Here is a 24341-nt window from a genome sequence, read left to right as displayed (position 1 = left end):
TCCATGGACGTACTCACCGACAACTTCTCGCTCTACGGCAAGGGCTTCCTCGGAACCGTCGAACTCACCGTCTACGCCTCGATCCTGGCGATGGTCCTCGGCTTCGTCATGGCCTCCTTCCGGGTGGCGCCCGTCGGCTCGCTGCGGGTGATCGGCACGGTCTGGGTGACGGTCCTGCGCAACACCCCGCTCACCCTGCTCTTCTTCGCCGTGCTCCTGGGCCTGCCGCGCTTCGGTCTTGTGCTGCCGTTCAACGTGTTCGCGGTCCTGGCGCTCGGCTGCTACACCTCGGCGTTCATCTGCGAGGTGCTGCGCTCCGGCATCAACACCGTGCCCACCGGGCAGGGAGAGGCGTCCCGCAGTCTCGGGATGACCTTCGGCCAGACGCTCGGCGACATCGTCCTGCCGCAGGCATTCCGCTCGGTCATCCCGCCGGTCGGCTCGACGCTCATCGCGCTCGCCAAGAACTCGGCGATCGCCGGGGCGTTCAGCGTCACCGAACTGCTCGGCACCTACAAGACCCTCAACGAGCTGGGCTACAGCATCATCTGGACCTTCGTCTGGATCGCGGTGGGCTACCTGATCATCACCCTGACCATCAGCGCGCTCTTCCACGTGCTGGAGAAGCGCTGGGGAGTCGCCCGATGACCGCCCACTCCACCCCCTCCGCGTCCGTCCTCTACGACATCCCGGGGCCGCTCACCCGCAAACGGCACCGGCTCTACGGGATCGTGTCGACTGTCGTGATCCTCGCCCTGATCGGCTGGGTCATCCATCTGCTGTTCGACACCGACCAGTTCACCGGAGCCAAATGGGCCCCCTTCGAGTACAAGGGCATCCAGGAACTCCTGCTGCGCGGACTCGGCAACACCCTCAAGGCGTTCGCGTACGCCGCGGTCCTCTCGCTGGCCCTCGGGGCCGTCCTCGCGGTGGGGCGGCTGTCCGAACACCGTTCGGTGCGCTGGGTCGCGACGGTCCTCGTCGAGTTCTTCCGCGCCATGCCCGTCCTGGTGATGATCTTCTTCGTCTTCGTGGCGCTGAAGGTGCAGCCGCTGCCGGCCCTGGTCACCGGGCTCACGCTGTACAACGGCTCGGTGCTCGCCGAGGTGTTCCGCACCGGCATCAACTCGGTGGAACGCGGCCAGCGCGAGGCCGCGTACGCGCTCGGCATGCGCAAGACGCACGTCACCACCTACGTACTGGCGCCGCAGGCGGTGCGAGCGATGCTGCCCACCATCATCAGCCAGCTGGTGGTGGCCCTGAAGGACACCTCGCTCGGCTACCTGATCACCTACGAGGAGTTCCTCCACGCGGGCAAGCTCATCGCCTCCAACCTGGACTACGATCTGCCTTTCATCCCGGTGGTGATGGTGATCTCGCCGATCTACATCGGGATGTGCATGCTGCTCTCCTGGTTCGCCACCTGGGTGGCGAGGCGGCAACGGCGCAATCCGAAGACGGAGGCGGTGGACGTCGGCCCGGCCCAGCCGGGAACGCTGATGCCGGGAGCGCGGTAGCCACGGGAGCGGTGTCCGACCGGCAGCAGCCGGTGATCACTTCTCGCCCTGCGAGAAGAAGGTCAGCTGCGAGCCGGCCGGGCCGTCAGGCGAGCGCGCTCTTGGCCTGCCAGTCGGCCCAGGAGACGTTCCATGCCCCGTAGCCGTTGCCCTCCGCGACCGTGCCCTTGGCGTCCGCGCCGGTGATCTCGAACGGGTCACCGACGTGGGCCTGCCGGTAGAGGGACGCGGCGTCGGCGTCGCTCATGCCGACACACCCCGAACTGTGGTTGGCCCGCCCGAAGTACGCGGCGTTCCAGGGGGCGGCATGGGCGTACATGCCCGACCAGGTCAGCCGCATCGAGTAGTCGACCATCTTGTCGTAGGTGTGGCCCAGGCCCACCGTCTCGGAGCGCATGTTGATCGTGCCCTCCTTCGCCATCAGCACGGCCGTGCCCCGCCACGACGCCTTGTCGCCGCCCGGGGTGCCCGCCGACATCGGCACGTCCATGACCGTCCGGCCGTCCCGCCGCAGCGCCAGCCGGTGCCGGTCGAGGTCCACCTTCACCACCTGGCTCGCGCCCACCGTGAACGTCGTCGCGTAGTCCCGTACGAAGAAGCCGCCGGACGGGCCCGAGTCCACGCCGTTCAGCTGGGCGTCGAGCGTGATGCGCGTCCCGGACTTCCAGTACTCCTTGGGGCGCCAGTCCACGCGGTCGCGGCCCGAGTAGTCGCGCAGCCAGCCCCAGGAGCCCTCGGTGTTGTTCGAGGTGGACACCTTGAGTACCTTCTCGACGGCCGCCTTGTCCTTCACCGGGTTGTCGAACACGATCGACAGCGGCTGGGCGATGCCGACCGTGGTGTTCTTGCCGGGCGCCAGCGTCAGCTTGTTCACCTTGTCCGCCGCCCCGGTCGTGAACGCGGCCGTGTCGCTGCCGCCCGCGGTGTCCCGCGCCTCGACGCGGTACGCCGTGCCGGGCGCCGCCACCCGGTCGGACGTCCAGGTCCGGCCGTCGCCGGATATCCGGCCGGTGAGCGCGTCGCCCTTGGCGGCCGAGACGGTGACCTCGCGCAGCTTCCCGGCCGCCAGGGTGACGGTCACCGGCTTGCCCGCGGCGGCCGCGGTGCCGTGCAGGTTGACCGAGATGCTGGTCCGCGCCGCCTTCGACGGACCGGCCTCCCCCGCCTTGCCGGTGCCGTCGCGGTCCGAAGCGGCCGCGCCGCCCGAGCAGGCCGTGAGGGTGACGCCGAGCACCGCGGTGCCGGCGATCAGCGCGAGCCGGGCGGGGCGCGGGGGGCGTGCCGGTGTCGGAAAGGCGGGGATCACGGGAAGCTCGGGCATCAACGGAAAAACCTCCAGGGCCTTGCTCGGTCGTCGGTGGAGAGGCATGCACCGGAGCCTAAGTTCCGTAAATCCGTGGAAAAGCAGGAATTCCCTCTGTGACGAGAAGCGCAGCGCAACGGTCATCGTCCGGTCACATGCGGCGCGCGGACCGGTCACGGACCGCTGTGAGCATCCTGTGCAGCCCCGCAGAGCCGACCGCGGGGCCCACGAGGGAGGGCCACGGAGATGTCAGCGCTGCTCGCGACCGGAGACCGCAGCCGTGAACTACGCATACACGGCCTCACGGCGGACGAGCACCGCGCGCACCTGGCCACCCACGCGGACGCCAGTTTCCTGCAGTACCCGTCGTGGGCGGGCGTGAAAGAGGGATGGTCGTCGGAAAGGCTCGGCTGGCACGACGACGACGGCGTACTGAGCGGCAGCGCACTCGTCCTCTACCGGCAATTCCCGGGCACCCGCAAATACTTCGCCTATCTTCCGGAAGGGCCGGTCGCCGACTGGGCCGACCCCGGCATGGACCGGTGGCTGCGGCCGCTGCTCGTCCACCTGCGCGCGGCCGGGGCGTTCGCCGTACGCATCGGGCCCTCGCCCGCCTACCGCCGCTGGGACACCCCCCGGCTGAAGGCCGCCACCGGACCCGGCCGCACCGTCGGGGACGTGCTGGCCAGCCAGGTCGATCCGCTGGGCGCGGCCGTCGCGGACCGGCTGCGGGCGCGCGGCTGGCGGCGCTGCGGCGGGGACGGCGACGACGCCGACGCCCAGCCCCGGTACGTCTTCCGGGTGCCGCTCGCCGGACGCAGCACCGAGGACCTGTGGGCCGGGCTCAATCAGGAGTGGCGCCGCAATGTGCGCCGCGCGCAGAAGGCGGGGGTGCGCATCGTGACCGGGAGCGCCGCCGAGCTGCCCGAATTCCACCGGCTGCTGCGGATCACCGAGGAGCGCGACGGCTTCCGGCTCGGCCGCTCCCTCGCCTACTACCAGCGCCAGTACGCCGTGCTCAACGCCGAAGAGCCGGGCCGGATGAGGCTCTGCCTCGCCGTGCACGAGGGCGAGATCCTGGCCGCGCACACCCTCATCAGCACCGGCCGGCGGGTCTGGTACCAGACCGGCGCCTCCGCCGACCACCGCCGCGAGGTCCGCCCCAGCAACGCCTTGCAGTGGCGGATGATGTGCGACGCCCGGGACCGGGGCGCGGGGGTGTACGACATGCGCGGGGTATCCTCCACCCTCGATCCCGACGACCGGCCCTTCGGGCTGCTGCGCTGGAAGTTCGGCACCGGCGGGCAGGTCGTGGAGACCCTCGGAGAGTGGGAGACATCGGTGGGCGGAGCCGCCAACAACACGCTGTACCGGGCGTTCCAGGCATACCTGGCACGCCGGTGACGGCCGCCGACGCCGCCCCCGCGGCGCCCGCCCCCGAACAGGCCGGACCCCGCGGCTCCGGCTCGGTGCTGCGCAGCGGCGCCGTCATGGCCGCCGGCTCGGTCGTCTCGCGGGCGACGGGATTCATACGCTCGGCGGTCGTCGTCGCCGCGCTCGGCACCGGACTGCGGGCCGACGGCTACACGGTCGCCAACACCGTGCCCAACATCCTCTACATACTGCTGATCGGTGGCGCCCTCAACGCGGTCTTCGTCCCCGAACTCGTCCGGGCGGCCAAGGAGCACAGCGACGGCGGCGCCGCCTACACCGACCGCCTGCTGACCCTGTGCACGGCCGGTCTGCTCGCGCTGACCGCGCTCGCCGTCATGGGCGCCCCGCTGATCATCTCGGTGTACGCCCCCACCTACGACGGCGACCAGGCCGAACTCACCGTCGCCCTGGCCCGCTACTGCCTGCCCCAGATCCTCTTCTACGGCCTGTTCACGCTGCTGGGCCAGGTGCTCAACGCCCGTGGCCGGTTCGGCGCGATGATGTGGACGCCCGTCCTCAACAACCTCGTGATCATCGCCGTGTTCGGGCTCTACCTCTGGACGGCGGCGAGCTCCGAGGGCACCCTCACCTCCGCGCAGGCCCAGTGGCTGGGCTGGGGCACCACGGCGGGCATCGCCGTGCAGAGCCTCGCGCTGGTGCCCTCGCTGCGGGCCGCGAAGTTCCGCTGGCGGCCGCGGTTCGACTGGCGCGGCAGCGGACTCGCCCGGCCGCTGCGCGCCGCCGGCTGGCTGGTCATGCTCGTCCTGACCAACCAGGCCGCCTACTGGGTCGTGACCCGGCTCTCCACCGCCACCGGCCAGCACGCCGTGGAACAGCACGTCGCGGGCGGCGCCGGGTACACCGCGTACAGCTACGCCTACCAGCTGTGGGTCGTGCCGCAGGGCATCGTCACCGTCAGCCTCGTCACCGCGCTGATGCCCCGGATGAGCCGGGCGGCGGCCGGCGGCGACCTGGCCGGGGTGCGGCGGGACCTCTCGTACGCGCTGCGCACCTCCGCGGCCGTGGTCGTCCCGGCCGCAGCCCTCCTGCTGGCGCTCGCGCCCTGGGTGATGGGCTCGGTCTTCGGCTACGGACGCACCGGGCCCGCGGACATCACGGTGATGGCGGGCATGATGGCCGCGTTCGCCCCCGGGCTCATCGCCTTCTCCGGGCAGTACGTGCTCTCCCGGGGCTTCTACGCGATGAGCGACACCCGCACCCCCTTCCTGCTGAACCTGGTCATCGCCGCCCTCAACGCCGGCCTCTGCGTCGTCGCCTACCTGCTGCTGCCCCCGCGCTGGGCGGTGACGGGCATGGCGGGCGCGTACTCGGTGGCCCTGCTCACCGGCTTCGCCGTCACCGCGTACGTCCTGCACCGCAGAGTCTCCCCGCCCGGCGCGGCACGTTCCTCGCTCACCCGCTCACCCGGGGTGGGGGCGCACGTACGGCTGATGGCCGCGTGTGTGCCCGCCGGGCTGCTGGCGTACGCGGCGGCCCGCGCCGTCGACACGCAGGGCTCGGGGCTCGGCGACCTCGCCGCGCTGAGCACCGGGACGGCCGTTCTGGTCCTGGTCGTGGCGCTGCTGGCCCGCCCCCTGCGGCTCACCGAGGTGAGCGCCGCACTGAACGCCGTCCGGGGCGGGCTGCGGCGCGGCTGAGCCGCCCGGACCGCCCACCCGTTCGAATCCACTCCTTGATCGCTGGGATACTGACGCCATGGCTCGCGTGCTCCTGATCGAAGACGACCCCTCCGTGCGGGAAGGGGTCGAACTGGGGCTGCGCAGGCGCGGACACGACCTGCGGGCCGTGGGTACGGGCGAGGCGGGGCTCGCCGCGCTGGGCGAGTTCCGCCCCGAACTGGTCCTCCTGGACCTGATGCTGCCCGGCATGAACGGCGTGCAGGTCTGCCGCCGGATACGCGAGACGAGCCAGCTGCCCGTCATCATGCTCACCGCGCGCGGCGACGACTTCGACGTCGTGGTGGGCCTGGAGGCGGGCGCCGACGACTACATCGTCAAACCCGCCCGCACCGAGGTCATCGAGGCCCGCATCCGCGCGGTACTGAGGCGGCTCGCGGAACCCGCCGGGCGCGGTGGCACCGAGTCGCACGGCGAGCTGACCGTCGACCGCGCCGGCCTCGCCGTCGCCAAGGCCGGCGAGCGGCTGCTGCTCGCCCCCTCCGAACTGAAGCTCCTGCTCCACCTCTCGGCCTCGCCCGAGCAGGTCTTCAGCCGCCAGCAGCTCCTCGAATACGTGTGGGAGCACAGCTACCACGGGGATGCCCGGCTGGTCGACGCCTGCGTGCGCAGGCTGCGCCAGAAGGTCGAGGACGTGCCCGGCAGCCCCCGCTACATCCAGACCGTCCGCGGCTTCGGCTACCGCTTCGGACCCCTCACGTGAAACTGTTCGCCGCCCGCTTCGGCCTGCGCACCCGGCTGATCGCGGCGTTCCTGTTCGTCGCCGCCGTCAGCGCCGCCACCACCGCGGCCCTCACCTACCGCGAGGCCCGCTCGGCGATACTCCAGCAGGCCCAGGACACCGCCGTCGCCCAGTTCCGGGACCGGATCAGCGCCCAGGCCGTCACCCTTCCGCTGGACCGGGTCTGGTTGCGGGACATCTGCCTCACGCTGGCCCGCCAGGGCACGGCGCACGCCTGGACCGTCTTCGCCGAGTACGGGAACCTGCGGGTCTCCTCGTCGGACCGGCCCTCCTCCGGGGTGATCACCGCGGACCTGCGCACGGCCGCCCGCGACAACGCCCACGGCTCCTTCCAGCGCGTCGTCAAGGACGGCAAGCCGTGGCTGACCGTCGCCATGCCCACCCTCTTCGACCGGGGCGACGGCAGCCAGCCCACCGGCCTCGTCCTCTACGCCGTGATGCCGCTGTCCACCGAGCAGGCCAACGTGGCCGCCATGGTCACCGCGGCCCGCGACGGCGCCCTGCCCGCCCTGCTCATCGCCCTGGTCCCCGCCCTGCTCGCCGCCCGCAGCGTCCTGCGCCCGGTACGCGATCTGCGCCGGGCCGCCGCCGGCATCGGCCGGGGCGAGCTCCACACCCGCATCACCGTGCGCGGCAACGACGAAATCGCCGACCTCGCCTGGACGTTCAACGAGTCCTCGACCAAGCTCCAGGAGTCCGTCGACGAGCTGCGCCGGGCCGAGGAACGGGCCAGGCGCTTCGCCTCCGACGTCTCCCACGAACTGCGCACCCCGCTCGCCGGAATGCTCGCCGTCACCGAGGTCCTGGACGAGGACGCCGACGAGCTGCGCCCCGACACCGCCGCCGCCGTCCGGCTGATCAGCGCGGAGACCGGCAAGCTCGCCACCCTGGTCGAGGACCTGATGGAGATATCCCGCTTCGACGCCCGGGCGGCGGACCTGCACCTGGATGAGGTCGACGTCGCCGAGACCGTACGCAAGTCGCTCCAGGCCCGCCGCTGGGAGGACCGGGTCACCACCGAACTCGCCGACGGCGTACGGGCGGTGCTCGATCCGCGCCGCTTCGACGTGGTCGTCGCCAACCTCGTCGGCAACGCCCTGCGGCACGGCGCCGAACCGGTCACCCTGCGGGTGCGCACCGAGGGGCAGGGCGACGGGGACCGGCTCGTCGTGGAGGTCGGGGACAGCGGGCCCGGCATCGACGAGTCCGTGCTCCCGCACATCTTCGACCGGTTCTACAAGGCCGACGCGGCGCGCACCCGGTCGGCGGGCAGCGGCCTCGGCCTCGCCATCGCCCAGGAGAACGTCCGGCTGCACGGCGGCACGGTCCGCGCGGCGAACGCCCCCGGCGGCGGTGCGGTGTTCACCGTGGACCTGCCGATGGGGGAGCGGTGAGGGGCGGGCGCGCACTCGGCGCGCTGCTGCCCGTACTGCTGCTGCTCGCCACCGGCTGCGGCATCCGCGCGACGGACGTCGTGGAGGCCGGGGAGCCGGCGACGGTGGAGGTGGCCCCGGCCGGCCAGCTCGGCACCCTGCTGTACTTCGTCTCCTCGTCCTCGGCGTCCCGGCTGCTGCCGGTCGTCCGGACGGCCGATCCGGAGGACTACGGCAACGGAGAGGCATGGGAGAACGACCGGCCCGCCGGGGCGTCGGCCGCCATCGCCCTGCTCTTCAAGGGGCCCAGCGCGGCGGAGAAGGCGGCGGGCCTGCGCACGGAGCTGCCCGGGGACCGGGTGAAGATCGGGGTCGAGCTGAGCGCGCAGGGCGTACAGGTCACCCTCACCCTCCCGGTCACCCGGCTCTCCCAGGCGGCCCGCGAGCAGCTCATCTGCACCGCTGCCCGGGCCCGTACCGCCGACCGGACCGAGGCGGTCACGGTCACCGGCACCGACGGTGTCATCGGCCCGGCCCACTGCTCCGTCTGACCGCGCCGCGTCGCGGATGCGGCTCAGCTGCCGGCCCGGCGGGAGGTGCCCGGACATGCGACGGTTCGACACCGGTCCGCCCACGCGGAACTCGGTCCGCCCGCCGGTCCCCTGACAGGTGCGCGCGAGCCGGCCGAGGGCCGCGCCGGCACCGGCGGCTATCACGCCCAGCACGATGTCGCGTACGCCATCAGTCATGCGCGGGCATGTTGGCGGGCATTCGGCCTCAAGTTCGAGGCGGTCCTGACGGGACGGCCGGGGCGGCGTTACCCTGCGCGGACGATCCTTCACCGGAGGTGCGCATGCGACGTTCCGTCAGGCGGAATGTGTCGTTGGCGGCGATTCTCGCCGCCGTCGTGTCGGTCGGGGCCGCCGCCCCGTCCTCGTCCGCCCACCCGGCCGCGCCACCGCCCAAGTCACCCGTCGCGGTGGGATACGGGGGCGCGGTCTCCAGCGTCGACGCGGACGCCACGGCCGCCGGCATCGAGGTGCTGCGCAAGGGCGGCAACGCGGTGGACGCCGCGGTGGCGACCGCCGCCGCGCTCGGGGTGACCGAGCCGTACTCGTCGGGACTCGGAGGCGGTGGCTACTTCGTCTACTACGACGCCCGCACCCGGACCGTGCGGACCATCGACGGCCGCGAGACCGCCCCGCGCACCGCGGACTCCTCCCTCTTCCTGGAGAACGGCAAGCCGCTCGCCTTCGATGACGCGGTGACCAGCGGGCTCGGCGTCGGCACCCCCGGCACGCCCGCCACCTGGGACGCGGCCCTGGACGCCTGGGGCAGCACCTCGCTGCGCCAGGTCCTCAAGCCCGCCGAGCGGCTGGCCCGGGACGGCTTCGTCGTAGACGAAACGTTCCGCTCGCAGACGGCGGGCAACGAGGACAGGTTCCGCGACTTCCCGGCCACCCGGAAACTGTTCCTGCCCGGCGGGAAGCTGCCGGTGGTCGGCTCGGTCTTCAAGAACCCCGACCTCGCGCGTACGTACGAGGAGGTCGGCCGCAAGGGCGTCGACGAGCTCTACCGGGGCAAGCTCGCCGACGACGTCGTAAGGACCGTACGCAATCCGCCCGTCGATCCCGCGTCCGACCGGGTGGTGCGCCCCGGCGACCTCACCGCGAAGGACCTGCGCTCCTACCGCGCGCTGCGGCAGGCGCCCACGAAGGTGAACTACCGGGGGCTCGACGTCTACGGCATGGCGCCGTCCTCCTCCGGCGGGACGACGGTGGGCGAGGCCCTCAACATCCTGGAGTCCACGGACCTCTCGCGGGTGAGCGAGGAGAAGTACCTGCACCGCTACATCGAGGCGAGCCGCATCGCGTTCGCCGACCGGGGGCGCTGGGTCGGCGACCCGGCGTTCGAGGACGTGCCGACCAAGGGCCTGCTGAGCCAGCGGTTCGCGGACGCCCGGGAGTGCCTGATCAAGGACGACGCGGTGCTGGCCAGTCCGCTCGCGCCGGGCGACCCGCGCCACCCGGGCGACTGCCGGTCCACCGGCAAGGCCGCGCCGACCACGTACGAGGGGGAGAACACCACCCACCTGACGACCGCCGACAAGTGGGGCAACGTCGTCGCCTACACCCTGACCATCGAGCAGACCGGCGGCAGCGGCATCACGGTCCCGGGGCGGGGCTACCTGCTCAACAACGAGCTGACCGACTTCTCCTTCGCACCGGCCGACCCGGCCGTCCACGACCCGAACCTCCCCGGACCGGGCAAGCGTCCGCGTTCGTCCATCTCGCCGACCATCGTGCTCCAGCACGGGCAGCCGGTGCTGGCCCTCGGCTCACCCGGCGGCGCCACCATCATCACCACCGTGCTCCAGTCGCTGATCGGCAAGGTCGACCGGGGGCTCCCGCTGGTCGACGCCATCGCGGCGCCCCGGGCCAGCCAGCGCAACGCGGCGGCCACCGAGCTCGAACCGGCGCTGTGGAACAGCCCGCTGCGGGGCCGGCTGGAGTCGCTGGGCCACGTCTTCAAGTTGAACCCGGAGATCGGGGCGGCGACCGGTGTGCAGCGGCTGCCCGACGGGCGGTGGCTCGCGGCCGCCGAGAAGGAGCGGCGCGGCGGCGGCTCGGCGATGGTGGTGAGGCCGAGCGGGCGGCCCTGACCACCCGAACCTCACAGGGGGGCGCACGGCGGCTCAGGCCGCAAGGAACATCTCCTCGCCAGAAGGGCGCCCCCACAGTGCGTATGCGAACGCTTGCCCTCGTCACGGCCTCCGGTGCCGCCCTCCTCACGGCCGGCACACCCGCCCCCGCCACCTTTGCCGTGGCGGGGGCGGTCCCGGACCCCGCCCTCGCCGCTCCCGCCCCGCGCCCCGCCCTGTCGGCCCTACGCCTCGCGCTGGTCGCGCGGGTCCACCAGGCGCCTCCCAGGGCGCACCGCTCCGCACCCTCCCCGGCCCGCGGCCGGGGAGGCCCGGTCGGCGCGGCCGACCTGCTGGCCAAGGTGTCGGCCTGTACGCAGGTCTCCCACGGCAAGTACCGCATGGACGAGGGGATTTCGGCGACGGTCCCGGTCTGCGGTGTGCACGGTGCCGTGTTCTGGAAGGCGGACCTGGACATCGACTGCGACGGGCAGGTGACCGCCGCCTGCAACAAGGGCACCGACCCGTCCTTCCACGGCGACACCGCGTTCCACACCTCGGACGACAAGCCGCTGAACGCGGCGAAACTGCCGTACGTCGTCGTGCCGGGCCGCAGCGGCGTCTGGGACTACGAGGCGGCCGGGATCAAGGGCGGCGGGGTCGTCGCCGTCATCCACGGCGGCAAGGTGGAGTACGCCGTCGTCGGTGACGTGGGACCGGAGCGGATCATCGGTGAAGCCTCGTACGCCACCGCGAAGTCGCTCGGCATCGACCCGGACCCGAGGAGCGGCGGCACCGGCTCCGGGGTCACGTACATCCTGTTCAAGGACTCCCGGGTGTCACCGATCGAGGACCACGACGCCGCCGTGGCCGCGGGACAGGCCCTCGCCGAGGAGTTCGTGCACTAGCCAGGGGGATCAGCGGGACCCTACCGGTAGAGCCGTACGCCGCCGTTCGAGCCGAGGGCGTTGAGTTCCAGTACGCCGCCGTCCGGGGTGACGTACGCCGTGCCGGAGGTGAAGTTCCATTTGCCGGTCCCCGCCGACAGGTCCGCGACCGGGGTGGTGCGACCGGTGCGGGGGTCGATAGTGATGAGCCGCGGGGAGCCCGACGTGGTGACGGCGTGCACCTTGTCGTCCGCGCCGGAGGCGGCGACGGCGAGCGCGGCGGAGCGGAGGGTCCAGAGTTTGGCGCCGGTGGTGGTGTCGTAGCCGTCGATCACCGGGCTGCCGGAGGCCAAGGCAGGGGTGACCAGGACGTTGCCGTGGAGCCGTGCGGAGTGGTCGGCGCCGGTGTCGTTGCCGGGCATGAGCTCGTCGTCACCGACGGCCAGTTTGCGGCCGGTCCCGGTGGTGCCGAGAACCCGCACGGCGTCCTGGCGCGCCGTGTGGACCGCGGCGACCAGTGGTTTGCCGGACAGGATGTGCGTCACGTCCGAGTGGGCGCTCTCGGACTTCCGCCAGATCACCTTCCCGGTCCTGCCGTCGTACGCGGTGAGGGTGAACCGGGTCTTCCGGTCGAGGCAGTAGTCGTCCACCAGCACGACGCCGTCGGCGCCCCAGTCGTAGGCGTTGCAGTAGTGTCCGCGAGCCTTGTAGCCCCATACGCGGCTTCCGGTGCGGACGTCGACACCGCCGAGGAAGCTCTCGCTGACGATGGTGGCGACGTTGCCCTGCACGTACGTCGAGGCGGTCACCGCCGTGGGGTGTTTGCCGCTGGTCAGCGGCATGGACCAGAGGATCTTGCCGGTGGACGCATCGAGACCGGCCAGCCGGGTGCAGGTACTGGCGTCCTCTCCGAAGGCGACGGTGCCGATGCCCTCGGCGCTGAGCGTCGGCGACATCGCGCAGGGGACGGTGTCGCGCTTGGCGCCGGTGCCGGCGCCCGCGGCTTTCCACACCTGCTTTCCGTCGGTGAGGTCGTAGGCCCGCAGGCCGCCTCGGCTGCTGGCCCGGACGAGCACCTTGTCGGTGAGCCAACTGCCGACCAGTGCGTCGTCGGCGGGCGCCGGTATCTGCCACGCCTGCGTCAGCTTCTCCGGGGCGACGGCCGCGGCGTCCTGCTGCTTGAGCACGACGGCGGCGGTCCCTCCGGCGGCGAGAACGGCGAGGGCGAGCACCACCCTTCCCACCCACCTGGTCTTCCCGGCCCGTTTGCCGCCCGCGCCCGCAGGGGACTGCGGCTGCGCGGCGACAGGCTCGGGGGAACGGAGGGCCGCCCGGCCGCGGACGGCGGCCGAAGCCGACGGGTTCGTCGACGCCGACGGGTATCCGGACTCCTGATCCGCCGGTTCGCCGCCGCGGCGGGTGTGCGGAGGTGTCCGGCGACCCGGCTCGTCGATGGACTCGTGGGCGCCGGCGTAGGGCTTGGGGAACCGCAGAGGGACGGTGGTGTCCCACCGCGTGCCGGAGGGCCCGCCGTACGACTGGCCCGGCTGCTGGTCGGACGACTGGGCCGGCGACCGGCTCTCCCACGTCGCGGCCGGCTCCGTCTGCCGCTGCTGCTGCCCGTACGGCTGCTGGTCTCCGTACGGCTGCTGCTGCCCGTAGGGGTGCTGGTCTCCATACGGCTGCTGGTCCCTGTAAGGGTGCTGGTCTCCGTAGGGCTGCTGGTCCCTGTAAGGGTGCTGGTCTCCGTAGGGCTGCTGGTCCCTGTAAGGGTGCTGGTCCCTGTAAGGGTGCTGGTCTCCGTAGGGCTGCTGGTCCCTGTAAGGGTGCTGGTCTCCGTAGGGCTGCTGGTCCCTGTAAGGGTGCTGGTCCCCGTAGGGGTGCTGGTCTCCGTAGGGCTGCTGGTCTCCGTACGACTGAGGGGCGGCAGGAGTCCTGCGGGGCCGGAAGGCCCAGCCGTCCTCCTCCTGCGGAGCCCCTTGGCCCGGCGACGATTCCGTCGTCATCTCCGTGATCTCCCCTGGTCGGGCATCCGCGTGCGCCAACCGCAGTGAATGCGCCCTGATCTGTACCGTTACGTACGGGCTGAGTCGCGCCCCTTGCCCTGCACGCCCTGGGTCAGCCGTTCTTGAACGAATGACCGAAGCTGTTCCGGGCCGACTCCACCTGGAACGCGGCCAGCGCGCCCCGCGAGGTGCTGATACGCCAGTCCATCAGCTGCTTGCCGCCCGGCCAGTCCTTGCGCTGGTCGTACCAGACGAGCCCGATGACGCCGGCTTTCGCGGCGCCCTGGAACAGGTCACGGATGTGCGCCTCCTTCTGGTCGCTCTCCGCCACCCCGGTCTCCGCGATCAGCACCGGCTTGCTGGAGAAGTCCGCGATGCGGTGCAGGGTGGGGGAGAACAGACTGGAGAAGGCGGCGCCGTCGATCGGCCCGTAGTAGCCGATGAGACCGACCCAGTCGACGTAGTCGTCGCCCGGGTAGTAGGGGCGCAGCTCGGCGGGCGTGCCCGAGTCGACCACATGCGGGGTCCACACCCAGATCACGTTGGTGACGCCTCGCGCGGAGAAGACGTCGTGCACGTGCTTCCAGGACGCGACGAAGTCGGCGGGCTTGGTGTGCTCGGGCCCCCAGGAGTTCCACGGGCCGTTCATCTCGCCGGCGAAGGAGAGGGCCAACGGGCCGTCGTAGGCGGCGATCTGGTCCGCCAGCTTGCGGATGTAGGCGTCGTCCTCGCCCTTGGCGATGCCGGCGAGCGGGGCGTCGGTGGGCACCAGCGCCATCATGGGCAGCTGGCCGTGCTGCCACAGGAAGGCGTTGCCCTCCGTGTCGAAGTCGTCGCCCCAGGAGCTGTAGTACTCGCGGATGTCAGGGGCCCGTCCGGCCTCTTCGGTGAAGGTCTCGACGATGCCGTACTGCCAGGGCGTCTTGGCATCGACGACGCCCAGCGCGTGGCCGGACGGCTTGAGCAGGGGCGATACCTGGTAGTGCGCGGCCGGGGACGTGGGCGTGCCCCCCTTGGTGCCGCCCCCGCTTCCCGCGCCGCCGCAGGCATCCACCAAGAGCGAGGCAGCGACCATGAGGATCGCCGCGACCATCAGGCGGCTGCGGCTGCGGCTGCGGCTGCGGGGAGGGGCCATGCGTGAAGGTCCGTTCGCGCGGGATTCAAGTGACGTAGCCGGAACTGTACGAGACCCGCGTGACATTCACCGAATCTCCATACTAATGTTCGTGCGTGATCGGGAACGGGTCGGATAATTTCCCCTTACTCGCATATTGATCATTTTCTGCACTACTCAACACTTTCGGCGCCGCCGAGCTGGCAGTTGCACCACGATGAAAGAAGCTCGAGGCTGTCGATGACCAGAACCTCCACGGCGGTCGAGCCGGCTCCCGTCTTCGTGGACCAGACCGGTCAGCGTGGCCGCCGGATGCGTGGTTTCGGCTGGCTGGTGGGCATCCTCTGCGCCGGGTGCGTGGTGGCGATGGTCTCCGGCCTGGTCGGAACCCAGTCGCAGGCGCCCGCGCTCACCGTCCCCGGCACCGCGGACACCAAGCCGCCCAACCAGTACCTGAACGCGCCGCTGCCCGCGGCTCCCGGCATCGCCAAGCCCGGGAAGGACGCCACCGCCCCGGCGGTCACATCCGACGCCACCGCCCCGGCGGTCACATCCGACGCCATCGCCCCGGCGGTCACATCCGACGCCATCGCCCCGGCGGTCACATCCGACGCCATCGCCCCGGCGGCCACATCCGACGCCACCGCCCCGGCGGCCACATCCGACGCCACCGCCCCGGTGACCACTTCCGACGCCACCGCGTCGGCCACCGCGCAGTAGCCAGACGCGACCGATCAGGAAGTCCATGTCCCGTCCCCGCCATCAGCGCCCCCGGCAATCCATCGCACGGCCGCGCCGGCTCGCCGCACCTCCGCTGCGGTTCTTCCTGCCGGTGACCGTACTGGCGACCCTGCTCGCGCTGATGGTGCTCCGGGGCATGGCGAACAACGAGGCATTCCACGACGACCACATAGCCGTCTCGGTGGACAAGGGCACCGTCCCGACCGGAGTGCTGGAGGGTGGCCCGGTCGTCGACGCACGCGGCGACAAGAACGGCAAACCGGTCAACTACACGATCCCGGACAAGACCGTCGTCCTCTCCTTCGACGACGGGCCGTCCGCAAAGTGGACGCCGAAGATCCTCAAGGTGCTGAAGGAGGAGAACGTCCGCGCCGACTTCTTCGTCACCGGCTCGATGGTCACGCGCAACCCGTCGCTGATCCGCCGGATCGTGGCCGACGGCCACGAGATCGGTCTGCACACCTTCACCCACCCTGACCTCGCGCTGCACTCCGGCACCCGGCTCACCTGGGAACTGGGCGAGACCCAGCTAGCCCTGGCCGGTGTCGCAGGCATCCACTCCAGCCTTTTCCGTCCGCCCTACTCCTCCACCGCGGACGCGCTCGACGACTGGTCGTGGCCGGTGACCAAGCAGGCCGGGTCCGAGGGGTACCTGACCGTCTTCATCGACAAGGACACCGACGACTGGAAGCGCCCCGGCGTGGACTCCATCGTCAAGGCCGCCATGCCCGACCTCCCCGGCCAGGGCCAGATGATCCTGCTGCACGACGCGGGCGGCGACCGGGCGCAGACGCTGGCCGCGCTGCCGATCATCATCGAGAAGCTCAAGGCCCAGGGTTACACCTTCAAGACCACCGGCGAGGCGCTCGGCACCGGCTCCGCCAACACCAAGGTCACCAGTTACAACCTGTGGGTCGGCAAGGCGTTCCTGTGGTGCACCACGTTCTCGGTGGGGCTGCTGCCGTGGCTGGTCGGCCTGCTCGCGGTCGTCGGCGTGCTGGTCATGGCGCGGTTCGTGCTGATGCTGGTGCTCTCGGCCGTCCACGTGCGGCGCGTCCGCAGGCGGGGCTTCTCCTGGGGTGACCCGGTCACCGAACCGGTCACCGTGGTCGTACCCGCGTACAACGAGCAGGAGTGCATCACCAACACCCTGCTCTCACTGGCCAGAAGCGAGCATCCCATCGAAGTGATCGTGGTCGATGACGGGTCCACCGACGACACGGCCGCCATCGTCGAGGAGCTCGACCTGCCGATGGTCCGGCTGATCCGGCAGCCGAACAGCGGCAAGCCGGCCGCCCTCAACACCGGTGTGGCCGCCGCCTCGTACGACCTGATCGTCATGATGGACGGCGACACGGTCTTCGAACCCGCCACCGTCCGGGAGCTGGTGCAGCCCTTCGGCAACCCCCGCGTCGGCGCGGTGGCCGGCAACGCCAAGGTCGGCAACCGCGACACGCTGATCGGCGCCTGGCAGCACATCGAGTACGTGATGGGCTTCAATCTCGACCGCCGGATGTACGACGTCCTCAACTGCATGCCGACCATCCCGGGTGCCGTGGGCGCCTTCCGGCGTACGGCGTTGGAGCAGGCGGGCGGGATGAGCGACGACACGCTCGCCGAGGACACCGACGTGACCATGGCCCTGCACCGGGCCGGCTGGAAGGTCGTCTACGCCGAGAACGCGCGTGCCTGGACGGAGGCGCCCGACAGCATGAAGCAGCTGTGGTCGCAGCGGTACCGCTGGAGCTACGGCACCATGCAGGCGATGTGGAAGCACCGGCACGCGGTGCTGGAGCGCGGCGCGGCCGGCCACTTCGGCCGGGTGGGTCTGCCGTTTGTCGCCCTGTTCATGGTGGTCACCCCCCTGCTCGCGCCCGCCATCGACATCGGCATGGTCTACGGCGTGGTCTTCGTCGACGCGTACAAGACCCTGGCCGCCTGGTTCGCGGTGATGGCACTGCAGGCCGTCTGCGCCTGGTGGTCCTTCCACCTGGACAAGGAGAAGGCGTGGCATCTGATCACGCTGCCGGCCCAGCAGGTGGTCTACCGGGTGCTCATGTACATGGTGCTGCTGCAGTCCGCCATCACCGCACTGACCGGGGGCCGGTTGCGCTGGCAGAAGCTGCGGCGCACCGGTGAAGTGGGTCTCGATGTCACGACAGGGGCGACGTCTTCATGAGTATCGCGGAACCAGGTGCCTTCGGCATCCAGAACTCCTCGGACACCGTCGCCCTGCGCGTGACGGACACTGCCGTGATCCCCGCGCAACGTGCCCCGCAGCCCGAAGAAGCCGCCCCGGCGCCCGCGCGGAAGCCCGTCCGCGACCGCTACCTCGACCTGCTGCGGGCGCTTGCCCTGGTCCGCGTGGTGATCTACCACAACTTCGGCTGGACCTGGCTGCCGGTCGTCTTCCCCTCCATGGGCGTCATGTTCGCGCTGGCCGGGTCGCTGATGGTGCGGTCCCTCAAGCGGCCGGCGCCGAGCGTGGTCCGGGGCCGGTTGCGCCGCCTGCTGCCGCCGATGTGGCTGTTCGGCGCGGTCGTGGTGCCGCTGATGCTCCTGGAGGGCTGGCGGCCTGATCCCAGCCACCCCAACTGGTGGTGGGGTGATCTGGCCTACTGGGTCCTGCCGTTCAGCGAGCCGCCGTTCGGGGCCTCGCTGCACACCTTCGGCGGGCACCTGCCGAGTTCCTGGGCCGAACAGATCTGTGTGCCGCTGTGGTACCTGCGCGCCTACCTCTGGTACGTACTGCTGTCGCCGCTCATGCTCAAGGCGCTGCGGAAGCTGCCCTGGGTCACCCTGATGGTGCCGCTGGCGCTCGCGTTCCTCCTCAACTCCGGCCTGGTCGACCAGGGCGGCCGGCTGATGGAAGCCGCCACCGACTTCACCACCTTCGGCTCCTGCTGGCTGCTCGGCATGGCCCACGGGGAGGGGCTGCTCCGCAGGATCCCGCAGTACATCGTGCCGTCCCTCGCACCGCTGGTGCTCGTCTTCGGCTACTGGTGGCTACTGCGGTCGCCGGTGGACAACCCCCGGCTCGGGCACGATCTGGAAGCGGTACCGGTCGCCCAGGCGATCTGGTCGTTCGGCGCGGTGCTGCTGCTGCTCCACCTGAGCCCCTCCTGGGAGCAGTGGCCCAAGCCGCTGGAGCGGTTCAACGGCGTGATCAGCCTGCTCAACTCCCGCGCGGTGACCGTCTACCTGTGGCACTCCGTCGCACTGGTGCTGACCGAGCCGCTGATCGACCCGCTGTGGAGCAACACCTTCCTCTACCAGCACGCGCAGTGGCTGCTGGGAAGCCGCTGGACGCCGCTGGTGGTCGCCGTTCCGCTGATCTGCCTGGCGATCCTGCTCTTCGGCTGGATCGAGGACGTGGCCGCCAAGCGCAGCCCGCGGCTCTTCCCCTACCCGCGCCGCTCCAAGGGCCGGGGCCGCCGCCGGGTCCGCTAGCCAGCGCCGGGGCGTGGAACGTCACGGGTCAGGTCAGTACGACCAGCGCGCTCAGAGGGCGGTCAGGATGCGGGGGCCGTCGTCCGTGATCGCCACGGTGTGCTCGGCGTGCGCGGCCCGGCTGCCGTCGGTCGTCCGCAGGGTCCAGCCGTCCCGGTCCGCCCGGTAGGTGTCCACCCCGCCGGCGATCAGCATCGGCTCGATGGCCAGCACCATCCCGTGCCGCAGCGGCATGCCGCGCCCCGGCCGGCCCTCGTTCGGCACGCCCGGGTCCTCATGCATCTCGCGGCCCACGCCGTGCCCGCCGAACCCCTCGGGGATGCCGTAGCCGGCGGTGCGGCAGACCGTACCGATGGCATGTGCAATGTCACCGATCCGGTTGCCGACGGTGGCCGCGGCGATGCCCGCGTCGAGGGCCGCGTACGCCGTGTCGATGAGCCGGGTGTCGGCCGGGCGGGCCCCGCCCACGGTGAAGCTGATCGCCGAGTCACCGGCCCAGCCGTCCAGCTTCGCGCCGGCGTCGATGCTCAGCAGGTCGCCGTCGCGCAGCCGGTAGTCCGTGGGGATGCCGTGCACGATCGCGTCGTTGACCGACGCGCAGATGACCGCCGGGAAGGGGACCGGGGCGAAGTGCGGCCGGTAGCCCTGGAACGGCGAGCCGGCGCCCGCCTCGCGCAGCACCCCGCGCGCCACCTCGTCGAGTTCGCGCAGGGATACGCCGACCCCGGCCGCCTCCCGGGTGGCCGTCAGCATCTGCGCCACGACCCGGCCGGCCGCGCGCATGGCTTCGATGGATGTGTCCGTCTTGAGTTGCACCATGCCAATTACTATACCGGTCCGAGCGGTATTAGAATGACGGTATGGTCCGTAACCCCCTGACTCCCGAAGAGCGCCTGCGCGGCGAACGGCTCGGCCTGCTGCTGCGCGAGGCACGCGCCGGCCGCAGCATGACCGACATCGCCGCCCGTGCCGGGATCTCCGCCGAGACCCTGCGGAAGATCGAGACCGGCCGCGCCCCCACCCCCGCGTTCTTCACCGTCGCCGCGCTGGCCGGCGCGCTCGGCCTCTCCATGGACGAACTGCTGCTGCGCTGCGCCCCGGCGCCGGATGCCGTGCCCCTGGCCGGTTAGCGCGGAGCCCCGCCTACGCTGGGCCCATGAGCCTCCAGGACTTCGCCCGCAGCGAGTACGTCAGCCTCACCACGTACCGCAAGGACGGCACGCCCGTCGCCACCCCGGTCTGGGCGGCGGTCGACGGCGAGGAGCTGGTCGTCTGGACCAAGACCGACTCCTGGAAGGTCAAGCGGCTGCGCAACGACAGCCGGGTCCGGGTCACCGTCTGCGATGTGCGCGGCCGCACCGAGGAGGGTGCCGTGAGCGCCGAGGGGACCGGCAGGCTGCTCGACGAGCGCGGGACGGCCGCCGTGCGCCGGGCCATCGGCCGCAAGTACACCTGGAAGTACTGGCTGCTCGACTACCCGGCGATGATCGCCCGGCTCGGCAAGCGCCCGCACACCGGGATCGCCATCAGGTTCTGAGACCCCGGGCGTCCCGCGCTGGCCCGCACGGGTGTGAAACATGATCGACTCGGCTGGTTCACGGCGATGGTCTTGCCCCGCCGTGTGACGGGGCTTACGTTCTCCCCTACGCACGTGTCTACGGGCGTAGAAGCACGAAGAGGCTCTCTGACGCCGCGTCGAAGGAGCAGCTCATGTCCCACGTCGTACGCGCCGCCCTCGTCCAGGCGACCTGGACCGGCGACACCGAATCCATGATCGCCAAGCATGAAGAGCACGCCCGCGAGGCCGCCCGGCAAGGGGCGCAGATCATCGGCTTCCAGGAAGTGTTCAACGCCCCCTACTTCTGCCAGGTGCAGGAGCCCGAGCACTACCGTTGGGCCGAGGCGGTGCCGGACGGCCCGACCGTGAGCCGGATGCGGGAACTGGCCCGCGAGACCGGCATGGTGATCGTCGTCCCGGTCTTCGAGCTGGAGCAGTCCGGCTTCTACTACAACACCGCCGCCGTGATCGACGCGGACGGCTCGTACCTCGGCAAGTACCGCAAGCACCACATCCCGCAGGTCAAGGGCTTCTGGGAGAAGTACTACTTCAAACCCGGAAACGTCGGCTGGCCCGTCTTCGACACCGCGGTCGGCAAGGTCGGCGTCTACATCTGCTACGACCGGCACTTCCCCGAGGGCTGGCGTCAACTCGGACTGAACGGCGCCCAGTTGGTCTACAACCCGTCCGCCACCTCACGCGGCCTGTCCGCCCACCTCTGGCAGCTGGAACAGCCCGCGTCCGCCGTCGCCAACGAGTACTTCATCGCCGCGATCAACCGCGTCGGCCAGGAGGAGTACGGCGACAACGACTTCTACGGCACCAGCTACTTCGTGGACCCGCGCGGCCAGTTCGTCGGCGACGTCGCCGGCGACAAGGAGGAGGAACTCCTCGTCCGCGACCTGGACTTCGGGCTCATCGAAGAGGTACGGCAGCAGTGGGCGTTCTACCGGGACCGCCGGCCCGACGCGTACGAGGGGCTGGTCGAGCCGTGAGCAGCCTCCACCACCGCCACCTCGCCGTCAGCCCCGACTGGCTGGCGCTCTACTACCGCAACCCGCTGGAGATCACCCACGGCGAGGGGCGCCACGTCTGGGACGCCGACGGCAGCCGCTACCTCGACTTCTTCGGCGGCATCCTCACCACCATGACCGCCCACGCCCTGCCCGAGGTCACCAAGGCGGTCAGCGAGCAGGCCGGGCGGATCATCCACTCCTCCACGCTCTACCTGAACCGCCCGATGATCGAGCTGGCCGAGCGCATCGCCTCGCTCTCCGGCATCCCCGACGCCCGGGTCTTCTTCACCACCTCCGGCACCGAGGCCAACGACACCGCCCTGCTCCTGGCCACCACGTACCGCAGGTCGAACCAGATCCTCGCGATGCGCAACAGCTACCACGGCCGGTCCTTCTCCGCGGTCTCCATCACCGGCAACAACGCCTGGTCGCCCACCAGCCTCTCGCCCCTCCAGACGCTCTACGTGCACGGCGGCGTCCGCACCCGCGGCCCCTACGCGCACCTGAGCGACGCGGAGTTCACCGCCGCCTGCGTCGCGGACCTGGAGGACCTGCTCGGCCACACCCGGACCCCTGCCGCATTGATCGCCGAACCCATCCAGGGCGTCGGCGGCTTCACCTCACCGCCCGACGGCCTGTACGCCGCGTTCCGCGAAGTCCTCGACCGGCACGGCATCCTGTGGATCTCCGACGAGGTGCAGACCGGCTGGGGGCGCTCCGGCGAACACTTCTGGGGCTGGCAGGCGCACGGCGAGAACGGTCCGCCCGACATCCTCACCTTCGCCAAGGGCATCGGCAACGGCATGTCCATCGGCGGCGTCGTCGCCCGGGCCGAGGTCATGAACTGCCTGGACGCCAACTCCATCTCGACGTTCGGCGGTTCCCCGGTCACCATGGCGGCCGGCCTCGCCAACCTCTCCTACCTCCTCGAACACGACCTCCAGGGCAACGCCCGCCGGGTCGGCGGCCTGCTCATCGAGCGGCTGCGCGCGGTCGGTGCCGCGTCGGAGCGGGTACGGGAGGTGCGCGGACGGGGGCTGATGATCGGCATCGAGCTGGTGAAGCCCGGCACCGACGAGGCCGACCCCGAGGCGGCCGCGGCCGTCCTGGAGGCGGCCCGCGAAGGCGGCCTGCTCATCGGCAAGGGCGGCGGCCACAACACCAGCGTGCTGCGCATCGCACCGCCCCTCTCGCTCGCCATCCCGGAGGCCGAGGAGGGCGCGGAGATCCTCGCCGAGGCGCTGCACTCGGTGGGCTGACAGCTGACAACGGCGTGGGTGCGGCGGCCGGCCAGGCCCCGCACCCCGCTCCACCTTCAGCACAACGAGGAGGGGTACCCATGAGCCGTACCGTCATCCGCGGTGGCCTGGTCGTCACCGCGTCGGACGAGATGCACGCGGACGTCCTCGTCGACGGCGGCCGCGTCGCAGCCCTCGCCGCCCACGACACCGACGAGGCGGCCGGCTGGAGCGCCGACCGGACCATCGACGCCACCGGCAAGTACGTCATCCCGGGCGGAGTCGACGCGCACACCCACATGGAGATGCCGTTCGGCGGCACCTACGCGGCCGACACCTTCGAGACCGGCACCCGCGCCGCCGCCTGGGGCGGCACCACCACCATCGTGGACTTCGCCATCCAGTCGGTGGGCCGCTCACTGCGCGAGGGCCTGGACGCCTGGTACGCCAAGGCGGACGGCAAGTGCGCCATCGACTACGCGTTCCACATGATCCTCGCCGACGTGAACGAGTCCTCGCTCAAGGAGATGGACCTCCTGGTGGCGGAGGGCATCACTTCCTTCAAGCTCTTCATGGCCTACCCGGGGGTCTTCTACAGCGACGACGGACAGATCCTGCGCGCCATGCAGCGGGCCTCCTCCAACGGCGGCCTGATCATGATGCACGCGGAGAACGGCATCGCCATCGACGTCCTGGTCGAGCAGGCGCTCGCCGCCGGCCGCACCGACCCGCGCCACCACGGAGACGTACGGAAGGTGGCGCTGGAGGCGGAGGCCACCCACCGGGCGATCCAGCTCGCCCGCGTGGCCGGTTCGCCGCTGTACGTGGTGCACGTCTCCGCCGACGAGGCCGTCGCCGAGATCGCCGCCGCCCGTCACAAGGGGCTGCCCGTCTTCGGCGAGACCTGCCCGCAGTACCTCTTCCTGTCCACCGACAACCTCGCCGAGCCCGACTTCGAGGGCGCCAAATACGTCTGCTCCACCCCGCTGCGGCCCGAGGAGCACCAGGAGATCCTCTGGCGCGGGCTGCGCACCAACGAACTCCAGGTCGTCTCCACCGACCACTGCCCCTTCTGCTTCTCCGGCCAGAAGGAGATGGGCCGCGGCGACTTCTCGAAGATCCCCAACGGCATGCCGGGCGTCGAGAACCGCATGGACCTCCTGCACCAGGCGGTCGTCGAGGGCCGTATCTCGCGCCGCCGCTGGATCGAGATCGCCTGCGCGTCCCCGGCCCGCATGTTCGGCCTCTACCCGAAGAAGGGCACGATCGCGCCCGGCGCGGACGCCGACATCGTCGTCTACGACCCGGCCGCCGGACAGACCGTGTCCGCCGCCACCCACCACATGAACGTCGACTACTCGGCGTACGAGGGCAAGCGGCTCACCGGCCAGGTGGAGACCGTGCTCTCGCGCGGCGAGGTCGTCATCGACCGCCGTACGTACACCGGCCGCGCCGGCCACGGCATGTACACCCCACGCGCCACCTGCCAGTACCTGGACTAGGGCCTGTGTGAGGTCGTGATCATTCGGTCGTCGGTAAGAGGTCGTTGATCCAGATCAGGGAGGCCCGGAGGTGGAGTCCGGCGTCGTAGCTCTCGGGGGACTTGTCGTAGCGGGTGGCGATG

The 24341-nt window shown here is 71.1% G+C and carries 21 protein-coding genes; 17 read left to right on the top strand and 4 right to left on the bottom strand.

What is annotated here, in order from left to right; genetic code table 11:
• Positions 1-3: 3 nt before the first annotated feature.
• Positions 4-648: an amino acid ABC transporter permease gene (locus E6R18_RS30285; RefSeq protein ID WP_136320078.1), complete on the top strand. Its 645-nt coding sequence runs from the start codon at positions 4-6 to the stop codon at positions 646-648.
• Positions 645-1517, top strand: a complete 873-nt coding sequence (locus E6R18_RS30280) for an amino acid ABC transporter permease (RefSeq protein ID WP_136320077.1) — start codon at positions 645-647, stop codon at positions 1515-1517. The genes E6R18_RS30285 and E6R18_RS30280 overlap by 4 nt, the downstream gene beginning before the upstream one ends.
• A gap of 85 nt (positions 1518-1602) precedes the next feature.
• On the opposite strand, the gene E6R18_RS30275 is transcribed toward E6R18_RS30280, so the two are convergent.
• Positions 1603-2838 (bottom strand): Ig-like domain-containing protein, encoded by a 1236-nt coding sequence (locus E6R18_RS30275; RefSeq protein ID WP_206308467.1) that lies wholly within the window; start codon positions 2836-2838, stop codon positions 1603-1605.
• Between the two features lie 228 nt (positions 2839-3066).
• Between E6R18_RS30275 and E6R18_RS30270 the strand changes: the two genes are divergently transcribed.
• The 7 genes from E6R18_RS30270 to E6R18_RS30240 all read left to right on the top strand — a co-directional run bounded on the left by E6R18_RS30270 (position 3067) and on the right by E6R18_RS30240 (position 11615).
• Positions 3067-4224, top strand: a complete 1158-nt coding sequence (locus E6R18_RS30270) for a peptidoglycan bridge formation glycyltransferase FemA/FemB family protein (RefSeq protein WP_136320076.1) — start codon at positions 3067-3069, stop codon at positions 4222-4224.
• Positions 4221-5912: a murein biosynthesis integral membrane protein MurJ gene (gene murJ, locus E6R18_RS30265; protein WP_136320075.1), complete on the top strand. Its 1692-nt coding sequence runs from the start codon at positions 4221-4223 to the stop codon at positions 5910-5912. The genes E6R18_RS30270 and murJ overlap by 4 nt, the downstream gene beginning before the upstream one ends.
• A 58-nt stretch (positions 5913-5970) precedes the next feature.
• Positions 5971-6654 (top strand): response regulator transcription factor, encoded by a 684-nt coding sequence (locus tag E6R18_RS30260; protein ID WP_136320074.1) that lies wholly within the window; start codon positions 5971-5973, stop codon positions 6652-6654.
• Positions 6651-8087: a HAMP domain-containing sensor histidine kinase gene (locus E6R18_RS30255; RefSeq protein ID WP_136320073.1), complete on the top strand. Its 1437-nt coding sequence runs from the start codon at positions 6651-6653 to the stop codon at positions 8085-8087. Before E6R18_RS30260 ends, E6R18_RS30255 begins: the two co-directional genes overlap by 4 nt.
• A complete protein-coding gene (locus E6R18_RS30250) occupies positions 8084-8617 on the top strand; it encodes a hypothetical protein (RefSeq protein WP_136320072.1) in 534 nt (177 codons plus the stop codon). Before E6R18_RS30255 ends, E6R18_RS30250 begins: the two co-directional genes overlap by 4 nt.
• A gap of 302 nt (positions 8618-8919) precedes the next feature.
• A complete protein-coding gene (ggt, locus tag E6R18_RS30245) occupies positions 8920-10728 on the top strand; it encodes a gamma-glutamyltransferase (RefSeq protein WP_136320071.1) in 1809 nt (602 codons plus the stop codon).
• 83 nt (positions 10729-10811) lie between these two features.
• Positions 10812-11615: a glycoside hydrolase family 75 protein gene (locus tag E6R18_RS30240; protein ID WP_136320070.1), complete on the top strand. Its 804-nt coding sequence runs from the start codon at positions 10812-10814 to the stop codon at positions 11613-11615.
• Positions 11616-11635: 20 nt separating this feature from the next.
• Here E6R18_RS30240 and E6R18_RS30235 read toward each other — a convergent pair whose 3' ends face one another.
• Positions 11636-13600 carry a PQQ-binding-like beta-propeller repeat protein gene (locus tag E6R18_RS30235; protein WP_136320069.1) on the bottom strand — a complete coding sequence of 655 codons (1965 nt, stop codon included), beginning with the start codon at positions 13598-13600 and terminating at the stop codon, positions 11636-11638.
• 112 nt (positions 13601-13712) lie between these two features.
• Positions 13713-14735: a glycosyl hydrolase gene (locus tag E6R18_RS30230; RefSeq protein WP_136320068.1), complete on the bottom strand. Its 1023-nt coding sequence runs from the start codon at positions 14733-14735 to the stop codon at positions 13713-13715.
• A gap of 219 nt (positions 14736-14954) precedes the next feature.
• On the opposite strand from E6R18_RS30230, the gene E6R18_RS30225 reads away from it, so the two are divergent.
• From E6R18_RS30225 to E6R18_RS30215, 3 genes are read left to right on the top strand one after another with little or no spacing between them, the layout of a single operon-like run.
• Positions 14955-15434 carry a hypothetical protein gene (locus E6R18_RS30225; protein WP_136320067.1) on the top strand — a complete coding sequence of 160 codons (480 nt, stop codon included), beginning with the start codon at positions 14955-14957 and terminating at the stop codon, positions 15432-15434.
• Between the two features lie 25 nt (positions 15435-15459).
• Positions 15460-17634 carry a bifunctional polysaccharide deacetylase/glycosyltransferase family 2 protein gene (locus tag E6R18_RS30220; protein ID WP_136320066.1) on the top strand — a complete coding sequence of 725 codons (2175 nt, stop codon included), beginning with the start codon at positions 15460-15462 and terminating at the stop codon, positions 17632-17634.
• Positions 17631-18905 carry an acyltransferase gene (locus E6R18_RS30215; protein WP_136320065.1) on the top strand — a complete coding sequence of 425 codons (1275 nt, stop codon included), beginning with the start codon at positions 17631-17633 and terminating at the stop codon, positions 18903-18905. Before E6R18_RS30220 ends, E6R18_RS30215 begins: the two co-directional genes overlap by 4 nt.
• A gap of 51 nt (positions 18906-18956) precedes the next feature.
• Here E6R18_RS30215 and map read toward each other — a convergent pair whose 3' ends face one another.
• Positions 18957-19724 (bottom strand): type I methionyl aminopeptidase, encoded by a 768-nt coding sequence (map, locus tag E6R18_RS30210; protein WP_136320064.1) that lies wholly within the window; start codon positions 19722-19724, stop codon positions 18957-18959.
• 41 nt (positions 19725-19765) lie between these two features.
• On the opposite strand from map, the gene E6R18_RS30205 reads away from it, so the two are divergent.
• The 5 genes from E6R18_RS30205 to hydA all read left to right on the top strand — a co-directional run bounded on the left by E6R18_RS30205 (position 19766) and on the right by hydA (position 24219).
• The gene (locus E6R18_RS30205; protein WP_136320063.1) at positions 19766-20035 is read left to right on the top strand and encodes a helix-turn-helix transcriptional regulator; all 270 of its coding nucleotides are present in this window, start codon (positions 19766-19768) and stop codon (positions 20033-20035) included.
• Positions 20036-20061: 26 nt separating this feature from the next.
• Positions 20062-20442 (top strand): PPOX class F420-dependent oxidoreductase, encoded by a 381-nt coding sequence (locus E6R18_RS30200; protein ID WP_136320062.1) that lies wholly within the window; start codon positions 20062-20064, stop codon positions 20440-20442.
• Positions 20443-20615: 173 nt separating this feature from the next.
• Positions 20616-21458, top strand: coding sequence for a nitrilase-related carbon-nitrogen hydrolase (locus E6R18_RS30195; RefSeq protein WP_136320061.1), 843 nt, complete (start codon positions 20616-20618; stop codon positions 21456-21458).
• On the top strand, positions 21455-22738 hold the full coding sequence (locus E6R18_RS30190; protein WP_136320060.1) for an aspartate aminotransferase family protein: 1284 nt from the start codon (positions 21455-21457) through the stop codon (positions 22736-22738). The genes E6R18_RS30195 and E6R18_RS30190 overlap by 4 nt, the downstream gene beginning before the upstream one ends.
• Before the next feature lie 80 nt (positions 22739-22818).
• The gene (hydA, locus tag E6R18_RS30185; RefSeq protein ID WP_136320059.1) at positions 22819-24219 is read left to right on the top strand and encodes a dihydropyrimidinase; all 1401 of its coding nucleotides are present in this window, start codon (positions 22819-22821) and stop codon (positions 24217-24219) included.
• Positions 24220-24341: the final 122 nt, after the last annotated feature.

It is taken from the genome of Streptomyces sp. A1277 (genome assembly GCF_004795015.1).
Classification (GTDB): Bacteria; Actinomycetota; Actinomycetes; order Streptomycetales; family Streptomycetaceae; genus Streptomyces.
Note: the sequence above shows the minus strand (reverse complement) of the source record. Positions and strands in the feature narration are given on the sequence as shown.